Here is a 24,825-nt window from a genome sequence, read left to right as displayed (position 1 = left end):
GCCCTTGTCCGCCGTCACGTTCGAGCCGAGCACGGACAGATTGCCGCCGCCGTTCTGACCGGCCGCCAGCGTTACGCCGTTGCCCGCGCTCACGGTCGATCCATTGACCGATTCGTCATAACTCGAACCGATGTGCTGAGCGTTCTTGCCGCCCATCGTGAGTTAGAGCTGCGCCGTCACCTGAAACCCGGCCGTCACACGCGAACTCGGAAATGCCGACGGCTTGTAGATGGGCGTGCCAGCGAACAGGTCGTAGCTGAAACCCGCGTATTTCGCTGGGATGCCGCCGCGAATGCCGATCGCGCCGAAGCGCTTCGACACTTGCACGTAGACTGGTACGGCGGCAGAGGCTGATCAACTTGGGAAAGCCTGGGTTGGAGATGGTGCGAAAATGACCACTGATGGGACTGGTTGGATTAGTTCGGATGGAACGCGCGGTTACCCGTGGACAACGAGCTGATCGCGGTCGATGTCGAAGTCGACAGCGAACTCATGCCCGTGGACAGCGAACTGATACCCGTGGACAGCGAGCTCACGCCCGTGGACAGCGAGCTCACTGCCGTCGAGGTCGACGTGGACAGCGAACTGACACCCGTGGACAGCGAGCTAATTGCCGTCGAGGTCGAGCTCGACAGCGAACTCACGCCCGTGGACAGCGAACTCACCGCCGTGGAGGTCGAGGTCGACAGCGAGCTGATGCCCGTAGACAGCGAGTCGAGGCCGGTCGAAGCCGAGCTCGACAGCGAGCTCAACTGACCGAAGTTCACCGCATCCGGATTCTCCGTACCGTCAGCCACGTTCGTGAGCTTCACCGGCGCATGGCCCGACCAGCTCTGCGAATCATGCGTTTCGCTCACGCTGCCGATGTTGATGTCGCCCGTCGAAACAAGCGCGATGCCGCCCTTGTCCGCCGTCACGTTCGAGCCGAGCACGGACAGATTGCCGCCGCCGTTCTGACCGGCCGCCAGCGTTACGCCGTTGCCCGCGCTCACGTTCGATCCATTGACCGATTCGTCATAACTCGAACTGATGTGCTGAGCGTTCTTGCCGCCCATCGATTGTTCGTGATGCGTGGCCGTGTCCTTCGATGCCGTCACCGTCAGATCGCCGCCCGCGATCATCGTCGCGTCGCCGCCCGCCTTGACGGCCGCGCCCGTGAACGTCGTGTCGTGCCCGGAAAGGGTCGTGACATTGCCGCCCGCAACGATCGCGCTGCCGAGTTGCTGACTGACTTCATCGTGACTGCCGTTCTGGCCGTCGAAGGAATGCACTTCGCGCGTGCTCGTGAGTTCCGTCGTGCCGACGTTCAGATCGCGTCCCGCCGCGATGCCCGCGTTGCCGCCCGCCTGTATCACCGCGGCATTCAGGTTCACGTCACGCCCCGCGATGACCGTCGCAGTGTTCGTCGCCGAAATCGTGCCGAGTGCATCCACGCCGGTTCCGGTCAGCCCCGCGCCCTGCACGGTGATATTGCCGCCATTGACGTTAAAGCCCGTCAGACTGCCATTCGCCCCGATGTTCGGCGTGCCCGTCGTGAGAATCGCGCGAGAGGTGTTGATGAAGCCGCCGCCATCGACCACGATGCCGTTCGGATTCGCGATCACCACTTCGGCCTTCTGCCCGGCGACTTCGAGATAGCCTCGCAATTGCGAAGGCGAATTGCTCAACACCTGATTGACGATGATGCCCGCCGACTGCCCCGGCGCGAGATTCGGATTGCCGTTGATGTAACCCGCCTGCTGCGTCTGAACGATGGTCGGCGAATTGTTCAAGACCGCGCCCTTGCCCGGCACGTCGAATTGCGAGTAATTATTTAGCGATACGCCGGCACCGGACGGTTTGGCGATGTTGACTTGCTGGAGGCCGTTTTGCGTTTGAATCACCTGCGCACCGGACCCGGGCGCCGCGACGATCTGCGCATACGACACGGACGCGGCGGTGCCCAGCATCAGCATCGCGGCAAACGCCACGGCGCGCATGGAAACGACCAAACCGATATTTCGAAGCGGAGCGACCGACGCACCTTGCGTCCCGCTGCTGCCCCTTGCGCCTTGCCCCGTGGCGAAATCCGCGACCGCCACCATCATCTGCCGCACGCGGCTAAAGACCAGCTTATAAAACCTGTTATTCATTACTTGGATTTTTTTCTTCTTTTCTGGGTGCAGGATGCCGACAGCGGCCCCGCAAAAGGCCCCGAATTCTTCTCGTACCTGACGTCTCGTAATATGGGAGCAGTCTGAATTCAATGCCGCCGCAACAGCGCAATAGCGACGATCTTTCGCAGACTTGATCTGCGTCGCGCGGTGGAAACCGCGTCGCCCTTTTTTGTATGATTGCAGGCCATCCATTTCCGACAGTCCAGGGACCATCGCCATGACCGCCGCAACGCAATTCGATCAGGTTTCCGTCATCAAGCGCGCCAACGTCTACTTCGACGGCAAGTGCGTGTCGCATACCGTTCTCTTCGCCGACGGCACGAAAAAGACGCTCGGCGTGATCCTGCCCGGCACGCTCAACTTCGGCACCGACGCGCCCGAGCTCATGGAAGTGCAAGCCGGCCAATGCCGCATCCGCCTGGATGGCAGCGACGAGTGGAAAACGTACGGCGCAGGCGATTCGTTCCCGGTGCCGGGCAAGAGCCGCTTCCATATCGACGTGATCGAAACGCTCGACTACGTTTGCAGCTACCTCTAAGCGAATCGGTTGTCCAATTTTCAGCGGTGTCCACGTTTCGTGTACACTTCGAATAATTGGACAACGAGCCGCATCATGCCGCCGCCCGCCGACAGCCACGCCGAGCAACTCGTCGAAGCCGCCGCAGCCGCCTTCAGCGACGCCACCGGCCTCGCCGCGCGCCGCGTCAAGCCGCCCGCGCGCGGCGAATACGACGCCGCCATCGAATTCCGCATCGGCGGCGCGCGTGTCAGGCGTCCCGTCATCGTGCGGGAAAACATCGACCGGTTCAGCGCGCTGTCCGCGTTCAGCGCATCGGTCATGCGCGACAGCGGCGCGAATCCCACGCTCGTCACCCTGTATCTCTCGCCGGACATGATCCGTGCGTGCCGCGAAACCGGCGTCGATGCACTCGATCTCGCTGGCAACGCGACCCTCATTGAAGGCAATAGCGTCGTGATCGTTTCGGGCCGTCCGCGCACGGCGCGAGGCAAGGCGCATCGTTCCAGAACCTGGACCAAATCGACACTGCGCGTCACGCTGGCGCTGCTCACCACGCCTTCGCTGCTGGAGCGCGGTTATCGCGACATCGCGCAAAACGCGGGCGTCAGTCACGGCACGGTGCAGAACGCCGTGCGCGCGCTCATCGATCATCGCGACGTGTTCGAACGGCCCGATGGCCGCGGCCTGCAATTCGCCGACAAGCAACGGCTCATCGATGAATGGGTCACGCTCTATCCGCGGCAATTGCGTGAATCGCTCGTCATCGGCCGTTATCGCGCGGAGTCGAACGACTGGTGGCGCGACGCGCCCGATCTGCCGGGTCGATGCCAATTCGGCGGCGAGCCCGCAGCGGCCATACTCACGGAATACCTGAAGCCGGCGACGGTCACCGCCTATTGCGCCGAAACCGTGCCGCGCGAGTGGATCATGCAGGCGCGATTGCGGCCCGATCCCGCCGGAAATGTCGAGTTCCTGCGCGCGCCCATCGCGCTCGCGCCCATCGACGGATTGCCGGCGAACGTCGTCGCGCCGCTGATCGTCTACGCCGATCTCGTCGCGAGCGGCGACCCGCGCAATCTCGAAACCGCCAGGATGCTGCGTGAACGCTACCTCGCCGCTTGAACTGCTGCCGCATCGCCCGCTCACCGGCGTCATGTCGGCGATGCTGCGTGAGGTCGTCGCCGCATCGGTCGCGACCCGCATCGCTTGGTTCGTCGGCGGCGCAAGCGCGCGCGACATCCTGCTCACGCACGTCCACGACATGGAGGCGACACGCGCGACCGCCGACATCGACATCGGCATTTCGATTCGAAGCTGGACCGGCCACGACACGTTGCGGCAAGCGCTGCTCGCCTCGGGCAATTTCACGGCGCCGAAGGGTTCGGCGCATCGGCTGAACTACCGCGCGCCGCAGACCAGCGAGCGCACGTGGCTCGACATCGTGCCGTTCGGCGGCGTGCAGGACGAGCACGGCGAAATCGCGTGGCCGCCGGACGGGTCGGTGCGGATGAACGTCGCCGGTTTCAGGCAGGCGCTCGATGCGGCGATTGCCGTGCGCATCGACCGTGATCTCGTCGTGCCGGTTGCATCGCTGCCCGCGCAGGCGATGCTGAAGATCGTCGCATGGCAGGACCGGCACGCGGCGGATCGCAAGGACGCGATCGACCTGCTCTTTCTGATGGCGCGCTACGCGCAAGCCGGCAACCTCGACCGGCTCTATTCCGATGCCTTCGATCTCGTCGAGCGCCACGGCCACGATCCGGATATCGCGGGCGCGGCGCTGCTCGGGCGCGACACGGCGGCCATCGCAAACGACGGCGAGCTGCGCGCGCAGATTCGCGCGATCCTGCACGCCGACGATCCCGCGCCGCCGATCCTCACGCACATGCTCGGCTCACGCATGCCGGTCTTCGAAGCCGATACGTCGGAACGGACCGCCGCGCTGTTCTACGCGTTCCGCGACGCGTTCTAGAGCTAGCCGTTGCGGAACAGATAACTGTACGCGTTGAGCGCGGGCACGCCGCCGAGATGCGCGTACAGCACCTTCGAGCCTTCGGGGAATTCGCCGTTGCGCACCATCTGGATCATGCCGTCCATCGACTTGCCTTCGTAGACGGGATCGGTCAGCACGCCTTCGAGCCGCGCGCACAGACGGATCGCCTCCAGCGTGCCTTCGTTCGGCAAGCCGTATTCGGGGCCGCCGAAGCGCGTGTCGAGGATCACATCCTCGCGCGTGATGTCCTGGCCGAGCCCGACGAGTTCCGCCGTGTGCTTCGCGATGCGCAGGATCTGGTCGTGCGTCTGCTGCGGTTTCGCCGATGCATCGATGCCGATCACGCGCCGCGCCCGGCCGTCCGCCGCGAAGCCGACGACCATGCCGGCCTGCGTGCTGCCCGTCACCGAGCACACGACGATGTAATCGAAACTGAAGCCGAGTTCCGCTTCCTGCGCGCGCACTTCTTCCGCGAAACCGACGAAGCCGAGCCCGCCCAGCGGATGCTCCGAGCAACCCGCCGGGACCGGAAACGGCTTGCCGCCCGCCGCGCGCACGCTGTCCATCGCGTCCTGCCAGCTTTTGCGGATGCCGATATCGAAGCCATCGGCGACGAGCCGCACGTCCGCGCCCATCATCCGCGACATCTGGATATTGCCGACGCGGTCATAGACGGCATCGGAGTAATTGACCCAGTTCTCCTGCACGAGCACGCATTTCATGCCGAGGTGCGCCGCGACCGCCGCGACCTGGCGCGTCTGGTTCGACTGCACGCCGCCGATGGACACGAGCGTGTCGCAGCCTTCGGCGAGCGCCTCAGGAATCAGATATTCGAGCTTGCGCGTCTTGTTGCCGCCGAACGCGAGGCCGCTGTTGCAGTCCTCGCGCTTGGCATACAACTCGACCTTGCCGCCGAGATGCGCGGAGAGGCGCTTGAGCGGCTGGATCGGCGTCGGTCCGAAAGTCAGCGGATAACGGGGAAAACGTTGCAGGTTCATGATCGGCATCCTCGTGGGGGTGGAACACCATCGTAGAGATTGTCGGAATGGGTCGGGTTGCGAAAAAAATGCTTTCGACCTAACGTTCTCGAAGGACTTGATGCCTATGCAAACTTTTATTTCGCCTGACTCAGACATAGAGCAATGAAAAAAACCACGACCGCTTCGAACCCGCTTCCGGCGGGCGTCCAGACCGATCGCGTCGATCGCGCGATTCTGCGTCAGTTGCAGCGCGATGCGTCGATCTCGAACGTCGCGCTCGCGGAGAAGGTCAATCTCAGCCCGCCCGCGTGCCTGCGGCGAGTCGAGCGCCTGCGCGAAGCGGGACTGATCCGCGCGACCGTCGCGCTGCTCGATCCGAAAGCGCTCGACGCCGGCATGCTCGTGCTGATCGGCGTGATCCTCGACCGCTCGACGCCGGATTCCTTCGCCGATTTCGAAAAGGCCGCGCAGAAAGTGCCCGGCTGCATGGAGTGCCATGTCGTGACGGGCGAGTTCGATTTCTTCATGCTGATCCGCACGCGCGACAGCGAGAGCTTCAACCGGCTCCACGCGGAGAAGCTGCTTTATCTTCCCGGCGTGCGCCAGATCCGCACGTTCGTCGTGCTGCGCGAGATCCTCTCGACGACGGCGTTTCCGATCGGCGAGTCGGCCGGCGCGCGCACGCCGCCACCTCGATGACAAATTTGCGAAAGACCTGCTGAAAAATTACGCTACGATTCAGGGTTTTCCATGTCCGGGCATCCCGTTTCGTTGTGACCGCGTCTGATTTCAAAGCCTTGGCCAAGGCGACTCTGGCTCGCCTCGCGTCGCGGCTGCGTCCGCATCTGCGGCCCCGCACGCTGCTCCTGCTGCCCGCGCTCTTCCTGCTCTACGTGCTGGTGCTGATTCCGTTCACACCCGGCATCCGAGATATCCGCCGTGCAAAGGTGGACCAGCCCGCGCAGATCTATTCCGCCGATGGCAAGCTGCTCGCCGAGTTCAAGCCGACGCATCGCGAATGGGTGAGCCTCAAGCAAATCTCGCCGCAAGTGATCGACGCGCTCATATCGACGGAAGACCGGCGTTTCTATCAGCATCACGGGATCGATTTCAGGCGCACCGCCGGCGCGGCGCTGCATACGTTCTCGGGCGACCGTCAGGGCGGCTCGACACTCACCCAGCAACTCGCGCGCAATCTGTATCCCGAGGAAATCGGCCGCTCGCAGACGCTCACGCGCAAGCTGAAGGAAGCGATCACCGCGTTCAAGATCGAAGCGCTCTATTCGAAGGACGAGATCCTCGAAACCTATCTGAACACGGTGCCGTTCCTCTACAACGCCTACGGTATCGAAATGGCCGCGCGCACCTATTTCGATAAATCCGCGGGCCAGCTCGACGTGCTCGAGAGCGCGACGCTCATCGGCATGTTGAAGGGCAACAGTTATTACAACCCGGTGATCAATCCCGAGCGCGCGCTCGACCGGCGCAACATCGTGCTCGGGCAGATGGTCAAGTTCGGCCACCTGCAAGCCGCGAAGCTCGATGCGCTCAGGAAGCGCCCGTTGCGCATCGACTTCGAGCGGCAGACGGAAGAGCCGGGCCGCGCGCCGCACTTCGCGCAGCAGTTGCGCAAGTGGCTGATCGGCTGGGCCGACGACAACGACTACAACATCTACTCCGATGGTCTCGTCGTGCGCACGACCATCGACTCGCGTCTGCAGGCAATGGCGACGAACGCGCTCGCGCTACAGGGCAATCAGTTGCAGTCGATCGCGAATGCGGCGTGGGGCGCCGGGCGAGGACAAGGCGGCTGCGCGAACACGAACGCGGATCTCGGGCACGCGTTCATCCGCGAGACGGATCAGTATCGCGCGCTGCGCACGAGCGGCGCGAACGACGCCGATGCCATCAAAAAGCTCGGCGCCGACCGCGCATTCATGCAGGCGTTGTGCGAGAACAAGACGCGCGTGCAGGCCGCGTTTCTGGCGCTCGATCCGCGCAACGGCCAGATCAAGGCGTGGGTCGGCAGCCGCGATTTCACGCAGGATCCGTTCGACCACGTCGCGCAGGCGCGCCGCCAGCCCGGCTCGACGTTCAAGCCCTTCGTCTACGGCGCGGCCTTCGAGCGGGGCGCGAAACCGGCGGACACGTTCATCGATCAGGCCGTCGAAATTCCGGTGCGCGGCGCCGAAACCTGGCGTCCGACCGACGACTCGCCGCCCTCGGGCCGCCCCGTGAGCCTGCGCGACGGGATCGCCTATTCGAAGAACCGCATCACCGCGCAACTGATGGAACAGGTCGGGCCCGGACGCGTCGCACGGCTCGCACGGGACATGGGCGTGCGCGACAGTCATCTCGACGTGGTGCCGTCGCTCGCACTGGGCACGAGCCCGGTCACACTCAAGGAAATGGTGTCGGCGTACGGCACCATCGCCAATGACGGTAGTTATATAGAGCCGCTGCTCGTTACGCGCATCGAGAACAAGGACGGCGACGTCCTCGCGCAGTTCGAAAGCGCGCCCGAGCGCGCGCTGTCCGTCGATGCGACCCGCAAGCTCGTCGACGTGATGCGCGACGTGATCAACCGCGGCACGGGCACGGCGATCCGCACGCGCTTCGGCATCCGCGCGGACGTCGCGGGCAAGACCGGTACCACGCAGGACAACGCGGACGGCTGGTTCATCCTCATGCATCCGCAACTCGTGGCGGGTGCGTGGGTCGGCTTCAACGACAGCCGCGTCACGCTGCGCAGCGATTACTGGGGACAGGGCGCGCACAGCGCGCTGCCGATCGTCGGCGACTTCGTGCAGCGCTCGCTGCGTTCGCATCTGATCGACGCACGCGCGCGCTTCGACACGCAGGAAACGCCGGGCATGTGGCAGACGGTGTCCACGCGCGTGAGGACCTGGTTCGACGAGACGTTCTCGAAAGCGCCGAAGCCGGGCAAGCCGAAAACCGCGCAGACGGCGGCCCAGCCTCCGGTGCGCACGAAGCGCGCGGCTTCGGAGCCGGTGGCCGAAGTGACGGAAGAGCCGCCGCAAGCGCCGGTGTTCACGACCATGCCGCCGATTCTGCCGTCGCCGGGCGAAAGCACGAGCGATGCGGCGGCGGCGTCATCGCCCGAAGCCGCCTCCGGCGCGCAGCAATAGCGCATTACGGCCTTTTGTGACGATATGCGCGCCCGCGCACAGCGCACGGGCGCGAATGATGCTCCGATGCTCGATGCGTCAAGGCGAAGCAATCAGCTGAAGATTTCGCCGCGCGAAACGGCGCGCTGTGGCCACACGCGCCAGCCAACAGGAACGCGAACCTGACGTTCCGAACTCCCCACTCCAAGGACGTCGCCGTGTCGCGCGAAACGTCCACTTCATGTCTGGCTGGTTTCGGAGAACAAGTTGATCAAGCAATTCAGTCGCAACAGGCGAGCCCTCGTGGCCACCGCGCTCGCCCTGCCGCTTTCGTCGTCCTGTTTCGCCCAGAGCATCAGCGCCACCTTGCCGTGGACCGGCACATGGAGCGCCGCGCCGATGGTCACCGGAGACGGCGGCTTCAATAATCAGACGATCCGGCAGATCGTGCGCACGAGCATCGGCGGGACGGCCGCCGGCGTGCAATTTTCGAATCTTTACGGCAGCGATCCGCTCGTGATCGGCGACGTGCACGTCGCGCTACGCGCGAGCGGCCAGCGCACCGTGCCCGGCACCGACAAGGCCGTCACCTTCGAAGGGCAGCCGTTCGTCACGATCCCGCCGGGCGGCGCCGTCATGAGCGATCCGATCGCGTTTCAGGTGCCGGCGCTTACGGATATCGTCGTCAGCGCCTATCTGCCGCAGCGGACGCCGAGCGAAACGACCGGGCACGCCGAGGGCCTGCAGGACGTGTACATCGCACCCGGCGACGTCAGCGCCGACCCGGACTTCACGGGCGGCGTGCTCAACGCACTCGGCGCGCAGTCCTATTACTTCCTCACCGACGTCGTCGTGCAGAACGCCAGTGCGACGGGCGCCGTGGTTGCCTTCGGCGCGTCGATCACCGACGGCATCGCGTCGCAGCCGAACACCAACGGACGCTGGCCGAACTTGCTGGCCGCGCGTCTGCAGCAAGCCGGCATGACGGTCGGCGTGCTGAACCAGGGCATCTCCGGCAACGACTTCTTCACGAACGATTCCGGCGAGGCGGGTCTTTCACGCTTCCAGCGCGACGTGCTGAACCAATACAACGTGAAGTGGGTCATCATTTCCGACGACGCGGTCAACAACCTGATCGGTGGCGCGCCGCCGACAGCCGCCAGTCTGACCGGCGCGTTCAGCCAGCTGACGCAAAGCGCGCACGCAGCGGGCGTCCGCGTGATCTGCTCGACGCTCACGCCGTTCGAGGGTGTTTCGTCGTGGACGCCGGACATCGAGGCGACGCGCGCAGCGGTGAACGCGTTCGTCGCCACCGCCGACAGCGGATGCGACGCCGTGCTCGATCAGGCGGCCGCGCTCGGCGATCCTTCGAATCCTCCCGTCATGCTCCACGCATACGACAGCGGCGATCATCTGCATCCGAATCAGGCGGGACTGCAGGCGATTTCCAATTCGGTGAATCTCGGCTGGTTCAAGTAGCGGCGTCATGTCACGCCGCAAAAACGCAACGCCATGCGGAGATGAGCTTTTCCGCATGGCGTTTTTCCTTCGTCGCCGATTACGACTTGACGATCGTCGGGTTCGTGACGTTGATGCGCGGACCCGAGTTGTCCCACTGCTCGACGATCAGCGGGTACTTCCACTTCGGATTCGAGCTGCTGATCTGGCCGTTCACGATGTAGCCGTCGAGCGACAGACCCTGAACCGCGAACGAACCGCCCGGGCTCGTCGTGTCGACGTGGTTGTTGATCGCGATGGTGACCGTCTTGCTGATCGGACCCGGCAGCGAGCCGAACCACACGTTGATGCCGCCGCCCTTGCAGTTCGCCGTCGTCGGGCTGTTGATCGTGATGCTCTTGAACACGGCCGAGTTGTCGTTCGGTTCGAAATCGAGACCGCACGCCGGCGCCGTGCCGGTGATGTTCTGCCACACCGGGCTGTTGAACGTGATCGTGTCGCCCGAGATGATCGACACGCCCTGACGACGGCAGCCGTCCGCCTTGTGGTTGTCGACGGTCAGGTTGTACGTCGGCGTGTTCTTCTTGGTCTGGCTATCGTTGATGTAGATGCCGTCGCCCCACGTGTTGATCGTCGTCGGCGAGATGAGATGCACGTTCTGGCCGCCGATGATCGAGAAGCCCATGCCGTGCTCGCCGCCCGAAGCCGAGTTCAGCTCTTTGCTGCCGTCGAGATACGCGTTTTCGACGATGACGTTGCTCACGTCTTCGATGAGCATCATCTGGTAAATGTCGGCGTTGTGCGGCAGCAGCTTGATCGAAGCGCCCGACGCAAAGCGGATGTGGCTGTTCGTGCGCAGCTTGAGGCCGGTCGTGTCGATGCGGACCTGGCCGGAGATCAGCAGGATCTGGCCGACGGAGCCGTCGATGGCAGCCTGGAGCGCGGCGCGGTCGTTGGTCGAGCCATCGGCCTTCACGCCGAACGACGACGCGTTGATGGTGCCGGCGGTGTTATCGGCTGCGGCGGACGTCGAGCTGGCAGGCGTTGCCGCGCTGGCGGGGGCCGCCGCGCTGGCAGTCGTCGTGGACGAAGCCGAGCTCGCGGGCGTCGCCGTGGAGGCGCCACCGTTGTTTCTCCTTCTCCAGCGATCCGCGACGGAATCAGGCGTCGCGCCATCGCCGCCGCCGCCGCATGCGGCGAGCACGAACGCACCGCTGCCCGCGATGAGCGAGGTCAGCAGCTTGCGACGGGTTGCAATACGGGCGCCGACGACGGTGTTGTCTGCTTGGGTGTCTGCCTGAGTGTTGTTAGGAAGCATTAGTCTTTCCAATTGGTCGTGCGTTATCGACGGACGATCCCGTTCCTGCGACATCGGCCGCACGCAACGTTTCTTAATGGGCAATGAGATGACCAACGCAAAAAAGCAGGCGCAAACGATTGCGCCGCTCAGCGCTCGACAGCCGCACACGGCGACTCCGAAAGGCATCTCGGCGAAAAACAGGGCGACTTCGGGATAAGGAACCAGATATGCCGGAAGACCTATTCACCCCATGCCCGATCGTCCGTGAACGGACCGCCGGAGCACTGAAGTCTGACGGAAGTAATTACCGTCTTTTATTAATACTACCGATTGTTACGAGGCGTTTCTACCCGCGACTTGTTACAGAATGTACGCTTGTAACTTTTTATTTTCTTTTTTGAGCGCTTTATCGTTACGCATTTTCTCTTTCATTCACCGATGAGTGAATTAATCCAGGTCGTTTTGATTGTTAATACCGTAGATGAATGACACCACTTCAAACCACCTTATATAAGATGATTGACATTCATATGAACATTTGCGACTTAGAACGTGAACCTTCACTCGCCGGGTCGGTAAAACGCGCTCGCGGAAAGCCCCGCAAGGCTTCGCGAAGCGCCTTTCGTATGCCGAAACGACATCGATTCGCCAGATTAATCACCGTTAATGACCGATTATTCGGCCGATAATTGTAATTCCACACGCCAGAATGACCGCTTTCTATCGGATTACATGCAAAAATTACAACATGAAAGGTGGCTTCTTGCTGTTTTCAACTGATCAATACGATTTTGTAAATGCGACGCCGGAAATTTTTTTAAATACGAAACTAAAAGACCCTACCGTGAATACCCTTATCGGGTTAATACGCACGACGGTCTAAACGGCCAGATCGACCGCCGCCACTGGTCGGCGGCTGAATATCTAATAATCTGATTAAACAAATCAGGTATTCAGCAGACAAATTAATCGAAATCGGCAGACCTTGCCGCACGAACCGTCCATGTGTTCCATTTCGCACCGAATGCACCAGCACTAATCACTAGTCTCAACGTTGGCGCCGCTCGCCGTGCTTCTCTCCGAAGCGGCGGGGGAAGTCCTGAAAGCGTCCATGCCAACGAAAAAGACACGCTGCAATGAAAACCTTCGATCTGATCAAGAGCGACCTCTATCGCTACAGCGGCGAGTACAGCCTCATGCTCCTCCTCGAGCAACTGGTGTTGAACGAAGGGTTCAACTACATGTTCTGGCTGCGCCTCGCGAGCGCGGCGTCGTCGCGGCCGGTGCGGCTCGTGCTCAACCACATCGTCCGCCTGAAGCAGCGCAGGTTCGGATTCGTGATCAGCCCCCGCACGAAGATCGGGCCGGGCTTCTATATCAGTCACGTCGGTTCGCTCGTGGTGAATCCGACCGCGGTCATCGGCGCCAACTGCAATATTTCCCAAGGCGTGACGATCGGATCGAACCACGGCAAGGCGGCGACGATCGGCAATAACGTGTATATCGGGCCGAACGTCTGCATCGTCGAAGACGTGACCATCGGCGACAACGTGACGATCGGCGCGGGCAGCGTCGTGACGAAAGACATTCCATCGAACGTGACCGTGGCCGGCTGCCCGGCGCGAATCCTGACGAACGATGCATCGCCCGATCGCGCGGCGCGCTACATCGTGCGTCCCTGGAGCGTGCAATCGTCGTAAGAAAAGACGCGCTTCGCGTCTTCCGGACGGCAAGCGCGCCGTCATCGGCGTTGCCGGGTGCCTTGGCGAACAGTCGCGGCGCCCGTTTTCGTGCATGCTCGTCACTCTCACGCGAAAGCCGGCGGCTTTCGCGTATCTCATCGCATGGCGATTTCAACCTGACGTCGAGCCACGCGACGAAAGGCTCCAACGCAGGAGGAGTACACGTGCTGAGCACAGCTGTGCAATCGGTAAGACGACGTCTCGGCGGCGTGCATCAGGATCACAAGCGGATCGCGAGAAGCGCGGTCGTTCTGCTGATATTCGTGATCGCCGGGAAATGTATCGGCGCGTCGAAGGAAATGGCGATCGCGTATCGCTACGGGATCAGCGGAACCGTCGACGCGTATCAGTTCGCGCTCACGCTCGTCACCTGGCTGCCCTCGATGCTCACGAACGTGCTGGCGGTGCTGCTCGTTCCCGCGCTCGTGTCGCTCAAGGAAGACAAGTCCCAGCGCGACGGCTTTCTCGGCGAGCTGGAAGGCATCGGGCTCGTCCTCGGCCTCGCGTCCTCGCTCCTGCTCTGGCTCTTCTGGCCTTATCTCGCGGATGTGATCGCGGGCAGTCTCGCGGAATCCACGCGCGACATGTGCCGCGACATGATCATCAGCATGACGCCGGTCGGCGTGCTGACCTTCACGATCTGCATCTCGTCGTCGCGCCTGCAGGCTTCGGGCAAGCACATCAATACGTTGCTGGAATGCGTGCCGGCCATCGGCCTGCTCGTCTTCGTGCTTGCCGCGCGCAACAACACGTCGATCATGCCGCTCGTTCTCGGCACGTCGCTCGGCTTCGTGGTTCAGGCTGCGTGGCTGCGGGTGCTGGCCAGACGCGCCGATTCGATGGCCGTACTGCCGCGCGTCTCGGCGCGCGCGACACAGTGGCCGTCGACGATCCGCTCGATGGGCATGCTCATGATCGGTTCGGTCGTCGCGAGCCTCTGGCTTCCCATCGACCAGTATTTCATGGCGCAGCAAGGCGACGGCGCCATCGCGACGCTCGGCTACGCGAACCGCCTGCTCTCGCTCGTGCTCAGCATGGGCGCGCTCGCCATCACCCGCGCAACCTTGCCGATTCTCGCGGAGATTCTTCATCGCGGCGATCATGCGCGCGCGCGCAGCACCGCGCTGAAGTGGTCGGGCATCATGACGATGCTCGGTCTCGTCGGCGGACTCTTCGCGTATGCGCTCGCACCGTACGTGGTCAAGCTGCTGTTCCAGAAAGGCGCCTTCACGGCCGAGGACACGATCGCAGTGACCACGCTCTTTCGCTACGGGCTGCTGCAAGTGCCGTTCTACTTCGGCATGTGCGTGCTCGTGCAGTTGTTCGCGAGTGAAACGCGTTATCGGGCGATCTCCGTCATTTCGCTGATCGGCTTCGGGACCAAGATCATCGGCAACGTCATTCTCGTGCGTCTCTATGGCGCTCAGGGCGTGCTGCTCGCAACCGGCATCGGCGCGATGGCGGTGCTTGCGAGCTACATCTTCTGGACGCGCTTCGCGCCGCCCTTCACCGGTAATGGTCCGCAAACCGAAGCCGGCACGTCCGAATGAAATACGGCCTCCCGAAGGAGGCCGTTCTGTCGTCGATTTCGCGCGCGCTCACGTCTGTTCGAACACATGCCGGAACATCGGCACGAGGAAGCGGTTGCCGTATTCGCTCATGTGGTGGAAGTCGGAATAGAGCGGCCGGCCGTCGTGCGAGCCCATGCATTTGCCGTCCGGGCACAGATACGGGCGCGGGTCGAGCAGATGGATGCCGCACTCGTCGTGGGCCTGGCGCATCGCCTGCAGCAAACCGCCGTTGCGCTGGACGTAATCCGAGAGCGTGATCGACAGATCGGGCGCGTGCGGGTCTTTCATCTTCTCGCGCGCGAGCACCAGCGGCACGTTGAAGTCGAACTCCGGAATCGGCTCGACCAGATAGACGGGCCGGATCTTCGAAATGCGGCAGACCGTCGACAGCAAATGCTCGCGATACGACTCGGTCGAAAACGGCGTGGGCGTCTGCGCAGGCCGCTCCGGATCGACGAACGAATAATCATCCGGGGACGGTCCCGACCAGTACTGCGACCAGTGATTGGCGATGATGACGGGCGTCTTCGCGGTCTGATCGCGGCTCAGGATATCGATGTACTTGCGGTCCTGCTCGAAGCAGTCGCCGTCGCCGCGACGGATGCCGTAGATCGTCGGACAGCCTTCGATCGTGATGAGCAGCACATCGTCCGGCTTGCCGTTCGGCACGGCATCGACGACTGCTTCGGCGATCGCCTCCGCGTGGCTGTCGCCGAGGACGACCGCGCGGCTATCCTTCTGCTTGCTCGCGACGTCGCACGGATCGATCATCATGTGACACTTCGTGCGGTGCGGATTCGTGTCGTAGGTCTCGCTGTCGGCGATGAACACGGAGCGGTCGAAGCGATTCGGCACGCCCTGGTTCGCATAGATGCTGCCGCCGCCGATTGCGAGCAGCAGCGTGAACACGAGAATCGGGCGCAGCGTGATGAACTTCGGAAACGCGCGCGCCTCGCCATGCGACGGCTTTCTCGTCTTCGACTCGACGAGCGCGTACGACAGATACCCCATCGCGAAACCGCCGGCGATGGCGCCCACGCGCCACGGCAGCGAGCCTTCTTTGTCGAAGTACGTGAGCGCGACGACGAACGGCCAGTGCCAGAGATACACCGAGTACGAAATCTTGCCGATGAACTGCGCGAGCGGATTGCACGTGAAGATCGAATGCTTGCGCGCCGCGAGGATCACGAGCGCCGTGCCCAGAACCGGCACGAGCGCGAGATAGCCGGGCCACGCATTGTTTTCGTTGAAGGTGAGCGTGCCGTACACGATCATCGCCAGGCCGGCGATTTCGAGCGTCCGGCGCAGGGGTCTGCGCGGCGTTACCGGGAACAGGTACACGAGACCGCCCGCGAGCATTTCCCATGCGCGCGTCGGCAGCAGGAAGAACGCAGCCGTCGGCCATTTGGTGGGATCGGAGAGATAGACGCACACCGCAAGCGACGCGAGCGCGGTACCGATCATCGCGATCACCGTCCCGCGATGCCCGAACAGCTTGCGCACGAGGAGGATGCCGAGCGGATACAGAAGATAGAACTGCCACTCGACGGAAAGCGACCACGTGTGCAGCAGCCACTTCAGGTGCGAGCGGACATCGAAATAACCCGCCTCGCGCCAGTAGACGATATTGGAGAAGAACCCGAGGCTCGAAGCCGCCGCCTTGCCGAACGCGCGGAATTCGGAGGGCAGGAAAACGAGCCAGCCGAGCACGAAAAGCGCGAAGCAGAGAAACGCGAGCGCCGGAACGATGCGCCGCGCCCGATCGCCATAGAACTCGAGCACCGAGAACCTGCCCTTCGCGATGCGCCTGAAGATGATGCTCGTCATCAGGTAGCCGGAGATCACGAAGAACACGTCGACGCCGAGAAAGCCGCCCTTGAAGCCGGGCACATCGAAGTGGAACAGGACGACCGCGAGGACCGCGAACGCGCGCAAGCCGTTTATGTCGTTACGAAAATTCATCGCACTTCCCCCTTTGTTCTTATCCCCGGCGCGCGCCGGCGCGATGCAATGGCCATCGCCCGTGCATCGCACCCGCGGTGCGGGTCGTTTTCTAGTGTCTTGTTGTTGCTTCTTCGAACTTGGTCAAACGAACAGGCCGAATTCCATCTCCGCAAGCCGGCTCTCTTCGGATTGCGTCGCGCGCGCGACTTCCGCCATGGTCGCGGGCTGCATGCCGTAGGTGTCTCTCAGATGCGCCTGATGCTTGAGCACCGCTTCGAGCACCGCGAGGTTTTCGGCGAGATTCGCGCCGAAGTTATGCGGATGCCACCACAAATGAAACGAGCGTCCCGTGCGCGCCGCCGAAGTCATCGACTGCTTGATCCGATGGATGCGCAGCCATTCCAGCGCAGCCTTGTTGCGCGCATAGGGACGCAGGAAGCGGCTGGAGCGCACATCGACGAGCCCACCACCCGAAGGGCGCGGATCGAAGGCGTGATCGCCCGAGAGATTGACATAGGCATCGGCGAGACGCGCGGCGCGGCGCAGCGCGGCTTCATCGGCGCGCGATGTTTCGCGATACATCCAGTTGCGTTCGGTGCCCCGGTACGCGATCAGTCCCGCTTCCGCGCACACCGAAAGGTACGCGTTGTTCACCTGATTGCGCGGAAACACGATGCTCGCGGGCGGATCGGCGAGACGCCGGATCGACGCGACGGACGCTTGCATGTCGGCGGCGAATTGCGCCTTGTCCTGTCCCGCTTCGAGGCAGTAGTAGTGACAGAAGGTATGGCTTGCGAGCTCGCTGCCTTCGGTATCGACGATCTGTCGCGCGAGCGACAGGCCGTAATGGTAGGGATCGCTTTTCTCGTCCGTGCCGATCGAATCGATATAGCCGTTCGCGTACGGACTGAGTTTCGTATCGTTATAGGTCGGGCGGATGTCGGGCAGATTCGCGAGCAGGTCCTTCTTGTTATCGAAGAGCAGCATGCCGACCGTCGCCCATGTCGCCTTCACGCGGTACTTCGTGAACATCGCGAGCATGGCCGGAATCGCCTCGCGCACGCCGAGGATGTTCTTTCCGTACGTAGCGATCGAGCGATGGTCGCGCACGCCCCACATCAATTCGAAATCGAGCGAAATCAGGAAGTAGGACATCGTCGTCAGGGCATCAGGAAGTAGTGATAGACGCCTTCGAAATAACTCTTCGTTGCGTCGGCGGCGACGGCCACGAACACGCCGAAGGTGATGACGAGAACGGCCGCGTTCTTGAACTTGATTTCCGGCGCGAGGAACGGCAGCAGCAGCGGCACGCAATACCAGACGCGGCCCTTGGCGAACGGGAACACGAAGAACGCGACGACGAGATACACGAACAGGCCGAAATGCATGATCGACAGGCGCGTGTAGGCGATTTCCCGCTTTGTTTCCGGCGAGCGCCACGACGAGTACAGCACCATGACGGAGGCCATCGTGTAGAAGAACAGCAGCGCCAGCAGCTTGATCGTGAAGTTTTCCTGATAGCCGGTGTATTCGTCGATACGGCGTCCGCCGTAGTTCGCGAACAGGAACTTCGCCGCCGACGCCAGCACGATCGCCACCGCGCTGACCACGATGAGCGAGCGCTTTTTCTCGCCGCCGAAACCCGCCGCGAGCAGCAGCGCAGTGGGCACCGCGAAGGTCGTGTGCACGAAGCTCGCGAGGCCCATGCCGAGCGTGGGGCGGTTGAAGCGGCAGGTGAACAGCATGGCAATTGCGAGCCCGAAGCCCTGCCGGATCTGGAACAGGCCGACGGTCGCGAGCGCATACGGAATGACGAGCCACAGAAGCAGGCCCACGAGCGGCCGCCGCGTCTGCAGCAGCGAGTACATCACGATCAGGTTGAGCAGCACGACCGTCGTGCGAATGCCGCCTTCGGGCGTCACGCCGAACGCGTTGAGCAATATGACCCACGAGCGCCAGCCGAGCTCCTCGGTGATCAGGCTGATGAGAAAGCCCATGTCCGACTGGCGGTTCTGATAGAACTGCACGAGCCAGTGCCAGTCCGTCGACCGGAAGTACTGGATGTACGCTTCCTGGTCGAAGATCAGCCCGACGCTGCGCTCGCGGAACGCGACGATCGAAATCGCGGCGGTCGCCAGCACCAGGAACGCCCATCCGGAGGGCGTCAAGAAGTACGCGAATCCGCGCACCCGCTTCGCGGGTGCGCGCTGCTGCGCCGTGTTGTCCATTGTCGTTGCTTGCATCGTTCTGGCCTTTATACGCTTTAGTTATTGTCCGTGGGCGCGGCTGTCATGGCACGAGCCTCAGGTTGGTGACGACGATCTTCGGTCCCGCCTTGTCGTAATCGATGCTCTCGACGGTGGCAAGCCTCGGGCTGACCCACGTCGGCGAGTGGCTCGCGATCTGCCCGGACACCTTTCGTCCTTTCAGCTTGAGCGACGACACGGCGAACGCCGCATCGCTCGCGCCTTCGTCGCGATGATTCGTGATGCCGATATCGACATGCTTGGGCATCGGCCCCACGATCTCTTCCAGCCACACGATGATCCCGTAGCGGCACTTGCGCGTCGTCGGATTGACGATGCGGATGTTCTCGAGAATGTCCGCGTTGCTGTTCGGCTCCGCATCCATGCCCGCCTCCGGCTGCGTGCCGCCGATGTTCTCCCACAGCGGATTCTCGAACACGATATTGCGCCCGCTGATGATCGAGAGGCCCTGCCGGCGGCAGCGGTCCGCATGATGATTCACCACGCGGATGCCGCTGCTGTACTTGAACGGCACGTTGTAGCTGTTGGCGATATAGATGCCGTCGCCCCAGCACCCGACCGTCTTCGGCGAGACGAGCGTGACCTCCGTGCTGCCGGCGATGGAAAAACCCATGCCGTGGCCGTTTTCGCGCAGCTCGGGCTTCGCGGCGTTCAACTCCTTGCTGCCGTCCAGCACCGCGTTTTCGACGAGCACGTTGTTCACGTCCCAGATGCGAAACATCGAATAGAACGACGTGTCGTGCGGCAGCAGCTTGATCGACGCGCCCGGCGCGAATCGCACGTGACTGTCGCGGCGCAGATCGAGACCCTTTTCGTCGATGCGGCACTTGCCCGTGATCAGGAGCGTCTGGTCGACGGACCGGTCGATGGCCGTTTGCAGCGCGGCGCGGTCATTGGTCTTGCCATCGCCCTTGACGCCGAACGACTTGTCGGTGACGACATCGCGCCGTCCGGCCGCGCGCGCGCCGAGGCCGAGCGCACCCGATCCACCGGCGACGGCGCCCATCAGCAGCGAGTGGATCACGCGTCGCCTGTCGACCATTACGCTTTTTCTCCCGTGATGGTGCGCGGATACGCCGTGCTCTTGCCTTCGTCGCCACGCGTGCGCGCGCCGAGCTGCGCGAAGATGGCGTCCCACTGGCGCAGGATGGCCGGCGACGAATAGCGTTGCCGCACCGAGGCCGCCGCCTTGCGTCCGAGCTCGGCGCGCAGCGCGTCGTCCGACATCACGCGCCGCAGCGCATCGATGAGCGCGGACTTGTCGCCGGGCGGCACGAGCACGCCGTCCTCACCGTCGCGCGTCAGTTCGCGCGGGCCGCTCTTGCAGTCGAACGCGACGGTCGCCAGTCCGAGCGCCATGCCTTCGAGCATCGCCATCGGCAAGCCTTCATAGCGCGACGACAGCACGAACGCGTCCGAGCGCGCCATTTCTTCCCAGGGACTCGTAGTCTTGCCCGGCATCAGCACGCGCTCGCCCATCTGCAAGCGGGCGACCTGCGCTTCGAGCGCCGCGCGCTCCGGGCCTTCGCCCCAGATCCACAAGTCCCAGTCTGGAAACTCGGGCGCGAGCGTCGCGAACACGTCGATCAGCAAGTCGAACTGCTTCTGCGTGTTCAGACGCCCCACCGCGACGAGCCGCTTGCGCGCACTCTTCTCGACGGTCTCGGGCTGCAACAGCAATAGTTCGTCCGGCAGCGGATTGGGCACCACCTCGATGCGCTTCACGCGCGGCACCATCTTCCTGAACGATGCCTCCATGTTGTCCGTGAGCAGCGTGAGCAGATCCGCGCTCGGATAGACGAAGCGGCACATCTGGCTCATGAGCTGCGAGCGGCCATCGGCGGAAGGGTCGATGTGCTCGCACGCGATCACCGGAACGCCGAGCCCGCGGGTGGCGAGAATCGTCGTGATGTTCACGTTCGAGAGAAACGACACGACGACATCCGGCGCGCTCTCGCGGATGAGCGCGCGCAATGCGCGGAACCGCGCGGGATATTGCAGCATGCGCGCGCCGGCCTTCACGCGATCGGCGAGAAAGATGCAGCGCACGTTCTCCGCGAGCGGATAGAAGCACGCGCCGCGGCCGCTGTACGTGATGACGAGCGTCACGGTGTCGCCGCGTTGCGCCCACGCATTGACGAGCGAAGCCGCGACGCGCTCGGCGCCGCCGCTTCCCATCGAACTGACGACGAGCATGATTTTCATGGGCGGCTCCTCATCGCTCGGCAACGGGAACGCGCAGGTCCGCCGCGCGCCGCGGAACCTTCACGCCGGACTCTTCGAACACTTCCTGCCACAGCGCGATGGTCTTCGGCAGCGCGAAGGTCTCGTTGACCGATGTCGCGCACAACGCCATGCGATGACGCTCGGCGTCGTCCCTCATCAGCGTTTCGAGCGACTTCGCGAGCGCGGCCGCATCGCCCACCGGATTCACGAGCAGGCCGTTCGTGCCGTGCGTGACGATCACGCGCGGGCCGGAATCGCAGTCGTAGCTGACGGCCGCGCAGCCGCTCGCCATCGCTTCGACGAGCGTCATCGAGAAGCCTTCGAAGTGCGAGCTCAGCACGTAGAGATCCGCGCGCTCGTACCAGTCCGCCACGTTGCCGGCGCGGCCCGGCAGGAACACGCGGCCGCGCAGCCTTGCCTCCTCTAGGCGCCGCTCGAGACTCGCGCGCGCCAGGCCTTCCCCGACGATCACGAGATCCCATTGCGGCAGCGCGCCGGCGATTTTCCTGAACGCGTCGATGAGACTGTCGAAGCCCTTTTCAGGCGACAGCCGTCCGACCGCGAGCAACACGCGGCGCTCGTCACCGACGACGCTGCGCGGCTCGATGACCGGATTCGTCCGCGCGATCGGCAGCGTGAACGGCGGCGGAATCACCTTGACGTCGGTGCAACGGCAATGCGTTTCGATCCATTCGCGGGTTTCGTCGGTGAGCGCGACGACCTTGTCCGCGAAGCGGTACGTCAGCAGCCGCAGACGCTCCCAGAACGGCGTGAGCGGTGCGCGCGGCGGATGCGTGTGCTCGCTCGCGATGATCTTGTAGGGCAGGCCGATGCCCGCGAGAACGGCGAGCACGTTGGCGGTCGCCATGACGCCGAGCGCAACCGTCGGCTTCGTCTCACGCAGCACCTTGCGGAAGGCGAGGACGCGCTTCAGGTTCGCCATCACCGTTCGCAGCATGCCGCCGCCTTCGACGCCGCCCGCGAGTCCGAGCTCGATGCGCTTCACGCGCGGATGGAACGGATAGACGTCGCCCTCACCGGCCGTCAGCGTGACGACGGTCACTTCCCAGCCGAGCGCCGCCCACTCGTTCGCGAGATTGGCGGTGACGCGCTCCGCGCCGCCGCCGTGCATCGAGTAGATGAAAACGACGATCTTCATGCGGGCCTCGCCGCCATGTCGGCTTCCGCCGGCACGAGCCGCCGCTCGGAAAGGAAGCGGATGTACCACGGCATCGCGATCGCGAGCCCGTCCGCAAGCGCAATGGCGTTCGCGTAGCCCAGCAACTGCGCGGCCTTGTCGACGTTGGCCTGCGAATGGCGCACGTCGCCGGCGCGGAACGGCGCGTACACCGGGCTGCCGTCGTTCGGCACGCCGTTCTCGGCGAGCACGCGCTTCAGCGCGTCGTACAGCTGATTGAGCGTCGTGCGATCGCCGACCGCGACGTTGTAGACCTGGTTGCGCGCCGCCGCGTCGGACAGCGCCGCGAGGATGTTCATCTGCACGACGTTATCGATAAAGCAGAAGTCGCGGCTCGTTTCGCCGTCGCCGTTGATGGTCACCTGCTCGTCGTCGATGAGCGCGGCCGTCCACTTCGGAATCACGGCCGCATACGCGCCGTCCGGGTCCTGACGCTTGCCGAAGACATTGAAGTAACGCAGGCCGATGGCGTTCAGGCCATACGTGCGCGCAAACACCGATGCGTACAGCTCGTTCGCGTATTTCGTCACCGCGTACGGCGACAGCGGCTGGCCGATACGATCCTCGACTTTGGGCAAGCCCGGATGATCGCCATACGTCGAGCTCGACGCCGCGTAGGTAAAGCTCTCCACCTTCGCGTCGCGCGCGGCGACGAGCATGTTCAGAAAGCCGCTGATGTTGACTTCGTGCGTCGTGATCGGATCGTTCACGGAACGCGGCACCGAGCCGAGCGCGGCTTCGTGCAGCACGTGGGCGGCGCCCTTCACCGCGGCGCGGCAATCGTCGAGATTGCGGATGTCGCCCTCGATGAAGCTGAAACGGTTCCATTGCGCGGGGCTCACGAGCGAGCGCACTTCGTCCAGATTGCGCTGATGGCCCGTCGCGAAGTTGTCGAGCCCGACGACTTCCTGGTCGAGCTTGAGAAGCGCTTCGAGCAGGTTCGAGCCGATGAACCCGGCCACGCCGGTGATCAGCCACTTGCGCGGAGCGCGCGTCAGTTGCTGGCGGATCGATTCGTAACGATCAGACATGAAAGTCTCCAAGATTACCGACGGGCGCGGCATGTTCGCGGCGCTCGCCTTCGATCGCGATCGAGGGCACCAGCTCGCGATACACGGCCAGCGTCTTCTCGATGACGATGCGTTCGTCGAAATTCTTCAGTGCCTTTTCCCGCGCGGCGAGGCCGAGCTTTCTCGCGAGCGCGCGGTCGTCGTCGAGCTGGCGAATCGCGTCGGCGAGCGCGCGGGCGTCGCGCACCGGCACCTGCAAGCCATCCACACCCGACTCGCTGACCACTTCGCGGCAGCCCGGCGCATCGGTCGTGATGAGCGGCAGCGCGCAGCCGGCGGCTTCGATCAGCGCTTTCGGCAAGCCTTCGCGATAGCTCGGCAGCACCATTACATCCACTTCGGTGAAGAGTTTCGGCATGTCGCTCACATGGCCGAGCCATTCGACGAGCCCTTCCTTCACCCAGCCCTGCACCATCGCCGTGCTCACCGACGCCGGATTCCCGTCATCGGGCGAGCCCGCGAGAAGGAAGCGCACGGTGCGATTCTCGCGCCGCAACATGCGCGCCGCCTCGACGTATTCCTCGATACCCTTGTCCCACACGAGCCGCGCCGCCAGCAGGATGCGCAGCGGCTTGCCCGCGTCTTCGGCCGATTCCTCGCGCACCTTGAAGCGCGTCAGATCGACCCCCGATCCCTTGATGAGGCGGATCCCCTGCGTCTCGACGATGCGCGCGGCCTCGAACAGCTTGATGTCGTCCGGATTCTGCAGGACGAGAATGCTGTCGCGGCCGTTCAGCGCCGTGCGCATCACCTGGCGCACGACCGGCTTCAGGATACGCGCCTTGAGGTCGCGGCTCGTGAAGACGTAGCCCATGCCCGCGACCGCGTTCACGCGCGCGGGGACGCCGGCGAGCTTGCTCGCGAACGAGCCGTACACCGCGCTCTTGATCGTGAAGCCGTGCACGAGCTGCGGCTTTTCGCGCTGGAAGAAGCGCGCGAGCCACAGCACGAGCGCCAGTTCGCGAAGCGGATTCAGGCTGCGACGGTTCATCGGCACCGCGTGCCAGCGAAAACCGAGATCGCGCAGCTTCGGGCCGTACTCGCCGTCGGGTGACAACAGAATGACTTCGAAACCCGCATCGCGCAGTCTGCGAGCGAACGAAAGGCGAAAGTTATATAGATACCAATCGGTGTTGGCGTACAGAACTACCTTGGGCATCTTCATTGCGAACTCCGAACGTCCGGTTGACATCGCCGCGGGCAACCCCCGAATGTCGAGGGCCGAACCGCGGCGATGTTGTGCGACGGCCTGCATCGGCAGTCACGCCGATG

General features: G+C 63.6%; 19 protein-coding genes and 1 pseudogene. 8 read left to right on the top strand and 12 right to left on the bottom strand.

Features of this window, described 5'->3' with window-relative positions:
• Positions 1-162 precede the first annotated feature (162 nt).
• Positions 163-300, bottom strand: a pseudogene (locus NCS58_RS28820) (peptide transporter); the annotation flags it as partial.
• A 116-nt stretch (positions 301-416) separates the two neighbouring features.
• Positions 417-2,132 (bottom strand): filamentous hemagglutinin N-terminal domain-containing protein, encoded by a 1,716-nt coding sequence (locus tag NCS58_RS28815; protein WP_250538925.1) that lies wholly within the window; start codon positions 2,130-2,132, stop codon positions 417-419.
• Between the two features lie 241 nt (positions 2,133-2,373).
• Between NCS58_RS28815 and NCS58_RS28810 the strand changes: the two genes are divergently transcribed.
• The 3 genes from NCS58_RS28810 (at position 2,374) to NCS58_RS28800 (ending at position 4,648) form a co-directional block, all read left to right on the top strand.
• A complete protein-coding gene (locus tag NCS58_RS28810) occupies positions 2,374-2,694 on the top strand; it encodes a pyrimidine/purine nucleoside phosphorylase (protein ID WP_061119551.1) in 321 nt (106 codons plus the stop codon).
• Between the two features lie 75 nt (positions 2,695-2,769).
• Positions 2,770-3,798 (top strand): type IV toxin-antitoxin system AbiEi family antitoxin, encoded by a 1,029-nt coding sequence (locus NCS58_RS28805; protein ID WP_061119550.1) that lies wholly within the window; start codon positions 2,770-2,772, stop codon positions 3,796-3,798.
• Entirely contained in the window at positions 3,776-4,648 is an 873-nt protein-coding gene (locus NCS58_RS28800; protein WP_250478080.1) for a nucleotidyl transferase AbiEii/AbiGii toxin family protein, read from the top strand. Before NCS58_RS28805 ends, NCS58_RS28800 begins: the two co-directional genes overlap by 23 nt.
• Before the next feature lie 2 nt (positions 4,649-4,650).
• Here the strand turns inward: NCS58_RS28800 and NCS58_RS28795 are convergent, their stop codons facing one another.
• On the bottom strand, positions 4,651-5,667 hold the full coding sequence (locus NCS58_RS28795; RefSeq protein WP_061119588.1) for a 1-aminocyclopropane-1-carboxylate deaminase: 1,017 nt from the start codon (positions 5,665-5,667) through the stop codon (positions 4,651-4,653).
• A 144-nt stretch (positions 5,668-5,811) separates the two neighbouring features.
• Here NCS58_RS28795 and NCS58_RS28790 point away from each other — a divergent pair, with 144 nt between their 5' ends.
• From NCS58_RS28790 to NCS58_RS28780, 3 genes are all read left to right on the top strand, one after another.
• Positions 5,812-6,348, top strand: a complete 537-nt coding sequence (locus NCS58_RS28790; RefSeq protein ID WP_061119549.1) for an Lrp/AsnC family transcriptional regulator — start codon at positions 5,812-5,814, stop codon at positions 6,346-6,348.
• Between the two features lie 74 nt (positions 6,349-6,422).
• Positions 6,423-8,798 carry a penicillin-binding protein 1A gene (locus tag NCS58_RS28785; RefSeq protein WP_061119548.1) on the top strand — a complete coding sequence of 792 codons (2,376 nt, stop codon included), beginning with the start codon at positions 6,423-6,425 and terminating at the stop codon, positions 8,796-8,798.
• Between the two features lie 282 nt (positions 8,799-9,080).
• Entirely contained in the window at positions 9,081-10,256 is a 1,176-nt protein-coding gene (locus NCS58_RS28780) for a GDSL-type esterase/lipase family protein (protein WP_061119547.1), read from the top strand.
• A 79-nt stretch (positions 10,257-10,335) separates the two neighbouring features.
• Here the strand turns inward: NCS58_RS28780 and NCS58_RS28775 are convergent, their stop codons facing one another.
• Positions 10,336-11,553 (bottom strand): hypothetical protein, encoded by a 1,218-nt coding sequence (locus NCS58_RS28775; RefSeq protein ID WP_061119546.1) that lies wholly within the window; start codon positions 11,551-11,553, stop codon positions 10,336-10,338.
• Between the two features lie 1,118 nt (positions 11,554-12,671).
• Here NCS58_RS28775 and NCS58_RS28770 point away from each other — a divergent pair.
• Both NCS58_RS28770 and murJ read left to right on the top strand, forming a co-directional pair.
• On the top strand, positions 12,672-13,235 hold the full coding sequence (locus NCS58_RS28770; protein ID WP_061119545.1) for a serine O-acetyltransferase: 564 nt from the start codon (positions 12,672-12,674) through the stop codon (positions 13,233-13,235).
• Between the two features lie 206 nt (positions 13,236-13,441).
• Complete coding sequence (gene murJ / locus NCS58_RS28765) at positions 13,442-14,827, top strand: murein biosynthesis integral membrane protein MurJ (protein ID WP_061119587.1); 1,386 nt, start codon at positions 13,442-13,444, stop codon at positions 14,825-14,827.
• 48 nt (positions 14,828-14,875) lie between these two features.
• Here murJ and NCS58_RS28760 read toward each other — a convergent pair whose 3' ends face one another.
• The 8 genes from NCS58_RS28760 to NCS58_RS28725 all read right to left on the bottom strand — a co-directional run bounded on the left by NCS58_RS28760 (position 14,876) and on the right by NCS58_RS28725 (position 24,718).
• Entirely contained in the window at positions 14,876-16,810 is a 1,935-nt protein-coding gene (locus tag NCS58_RS28760; protein WP_250478079.1) for an acyltransferase family protein, read from the bottom strand.
• Between the two features lie 123 nt (positions 16,811-16,933).
• The gene (locus tag NCS58_RS28755; protein ID WP_250478078.1) at positions 16,934-17,947 is read right to left on the bottom strand and encodes a polysaccharide deacetylase family protein; all 1,014 of its coding nucleotides are present in this window, start codon (positions 17,945-17,947) and stop codon (positions 16,934-16,936) included.
• 5 nt (positions 17,948-17,952) lie between these two features.
• Positions 17,953-19,035 carry a hypothetical protein gene (locus NCS58_RS28750; RefSeq protein ID WP_250478077.1) on the bottom strand — a complete coding sequence of 361 codons (1,083 nt, stop codon included), beginning with the start codon at positions 19,033-19,035 and terminating at the stop codon, positions 17,953-17,955.
• A gap of 46 nt (positions 19,036-19,081) precedes the next feature.
• Complete coding sequence (locus NCS58_RS28745) at positions 19,082-20,101, bottom strand: hypothetical protein (RefSeq protein ID WP_061119542.1); 1,020 nt, start codon at positions 20,099-20,101, stop codon at positions 19,082-19,084.
• The gene (locus NCS58_RS28740; RefSeq protein WP_061119541.1) at positions 20,101-21,264 is read right to left on the bottom strand and encodes a glycosyltransferase family 4 protein; all 1,164 of its coding nucleotides are present in this window, start codon (positions 21,262-21,264) and stop codon (positions 20,101-20,103) included. The genes NCS58_RS28745 and NCS58_RS28740 overlap by 1 nt, the downstream gene beginning before the upstream one ends.
• Positions 21,265-21,274: 10 nt before the next feature.
• Complete coding sequence (locus NCS58_RS28735; protein ID WP_061119540.1) at positions 21,275-22,444, bottom strand: glycosyltransferase family 4 protein; 1,170 nt, start codon at positions 22,442-22,444, stop codon at positions 21,275-21,277.
• A complete protein-coding gene (locus NCS58_RS28730) occupies positions 22,441-23,514 on the bottom strand; it encodes an SDR family oxidoreductase (protein ID WP_061119539.1) in 1,074 nt (357 codons plus the stop codon). The genes NCS58_RS28735 and NCS58_RS28730 overlap by 4 nt, the downstream gene beginning before the upstream one ends.
• Complete coding sequence (locus NCS58_RS28725) at positions 23,507-24,718, bottom strand: glycosyltransferase family 4 protein (protein WP_061119585.1); 1,212 nt, start codon at positions 24,716-24,718, stop codon at positions 23,507-23,509. Before NCS58_RS28725 ends, NCS58_RS28730 begins: the two co-directional genes overlap by 8 nt.
• Positions 24,719-24,825 lie beyond the last annotated feature (107 nt).

This window comes from Caballeronia sp. INML3B, assembly GCF_023631305.1.
GTDB lineage: Bacteria > Pseudomonadota > Gammaproteobacteria > Burkholderiales > Burkholderiaceae > Caballeronia > Caballeronia turbans.
The sequence above is the reverse complement of the archived record's forward strand: the minus strand, read 5'-3'. Positions and strand labels throughout refer to the sequence as shown.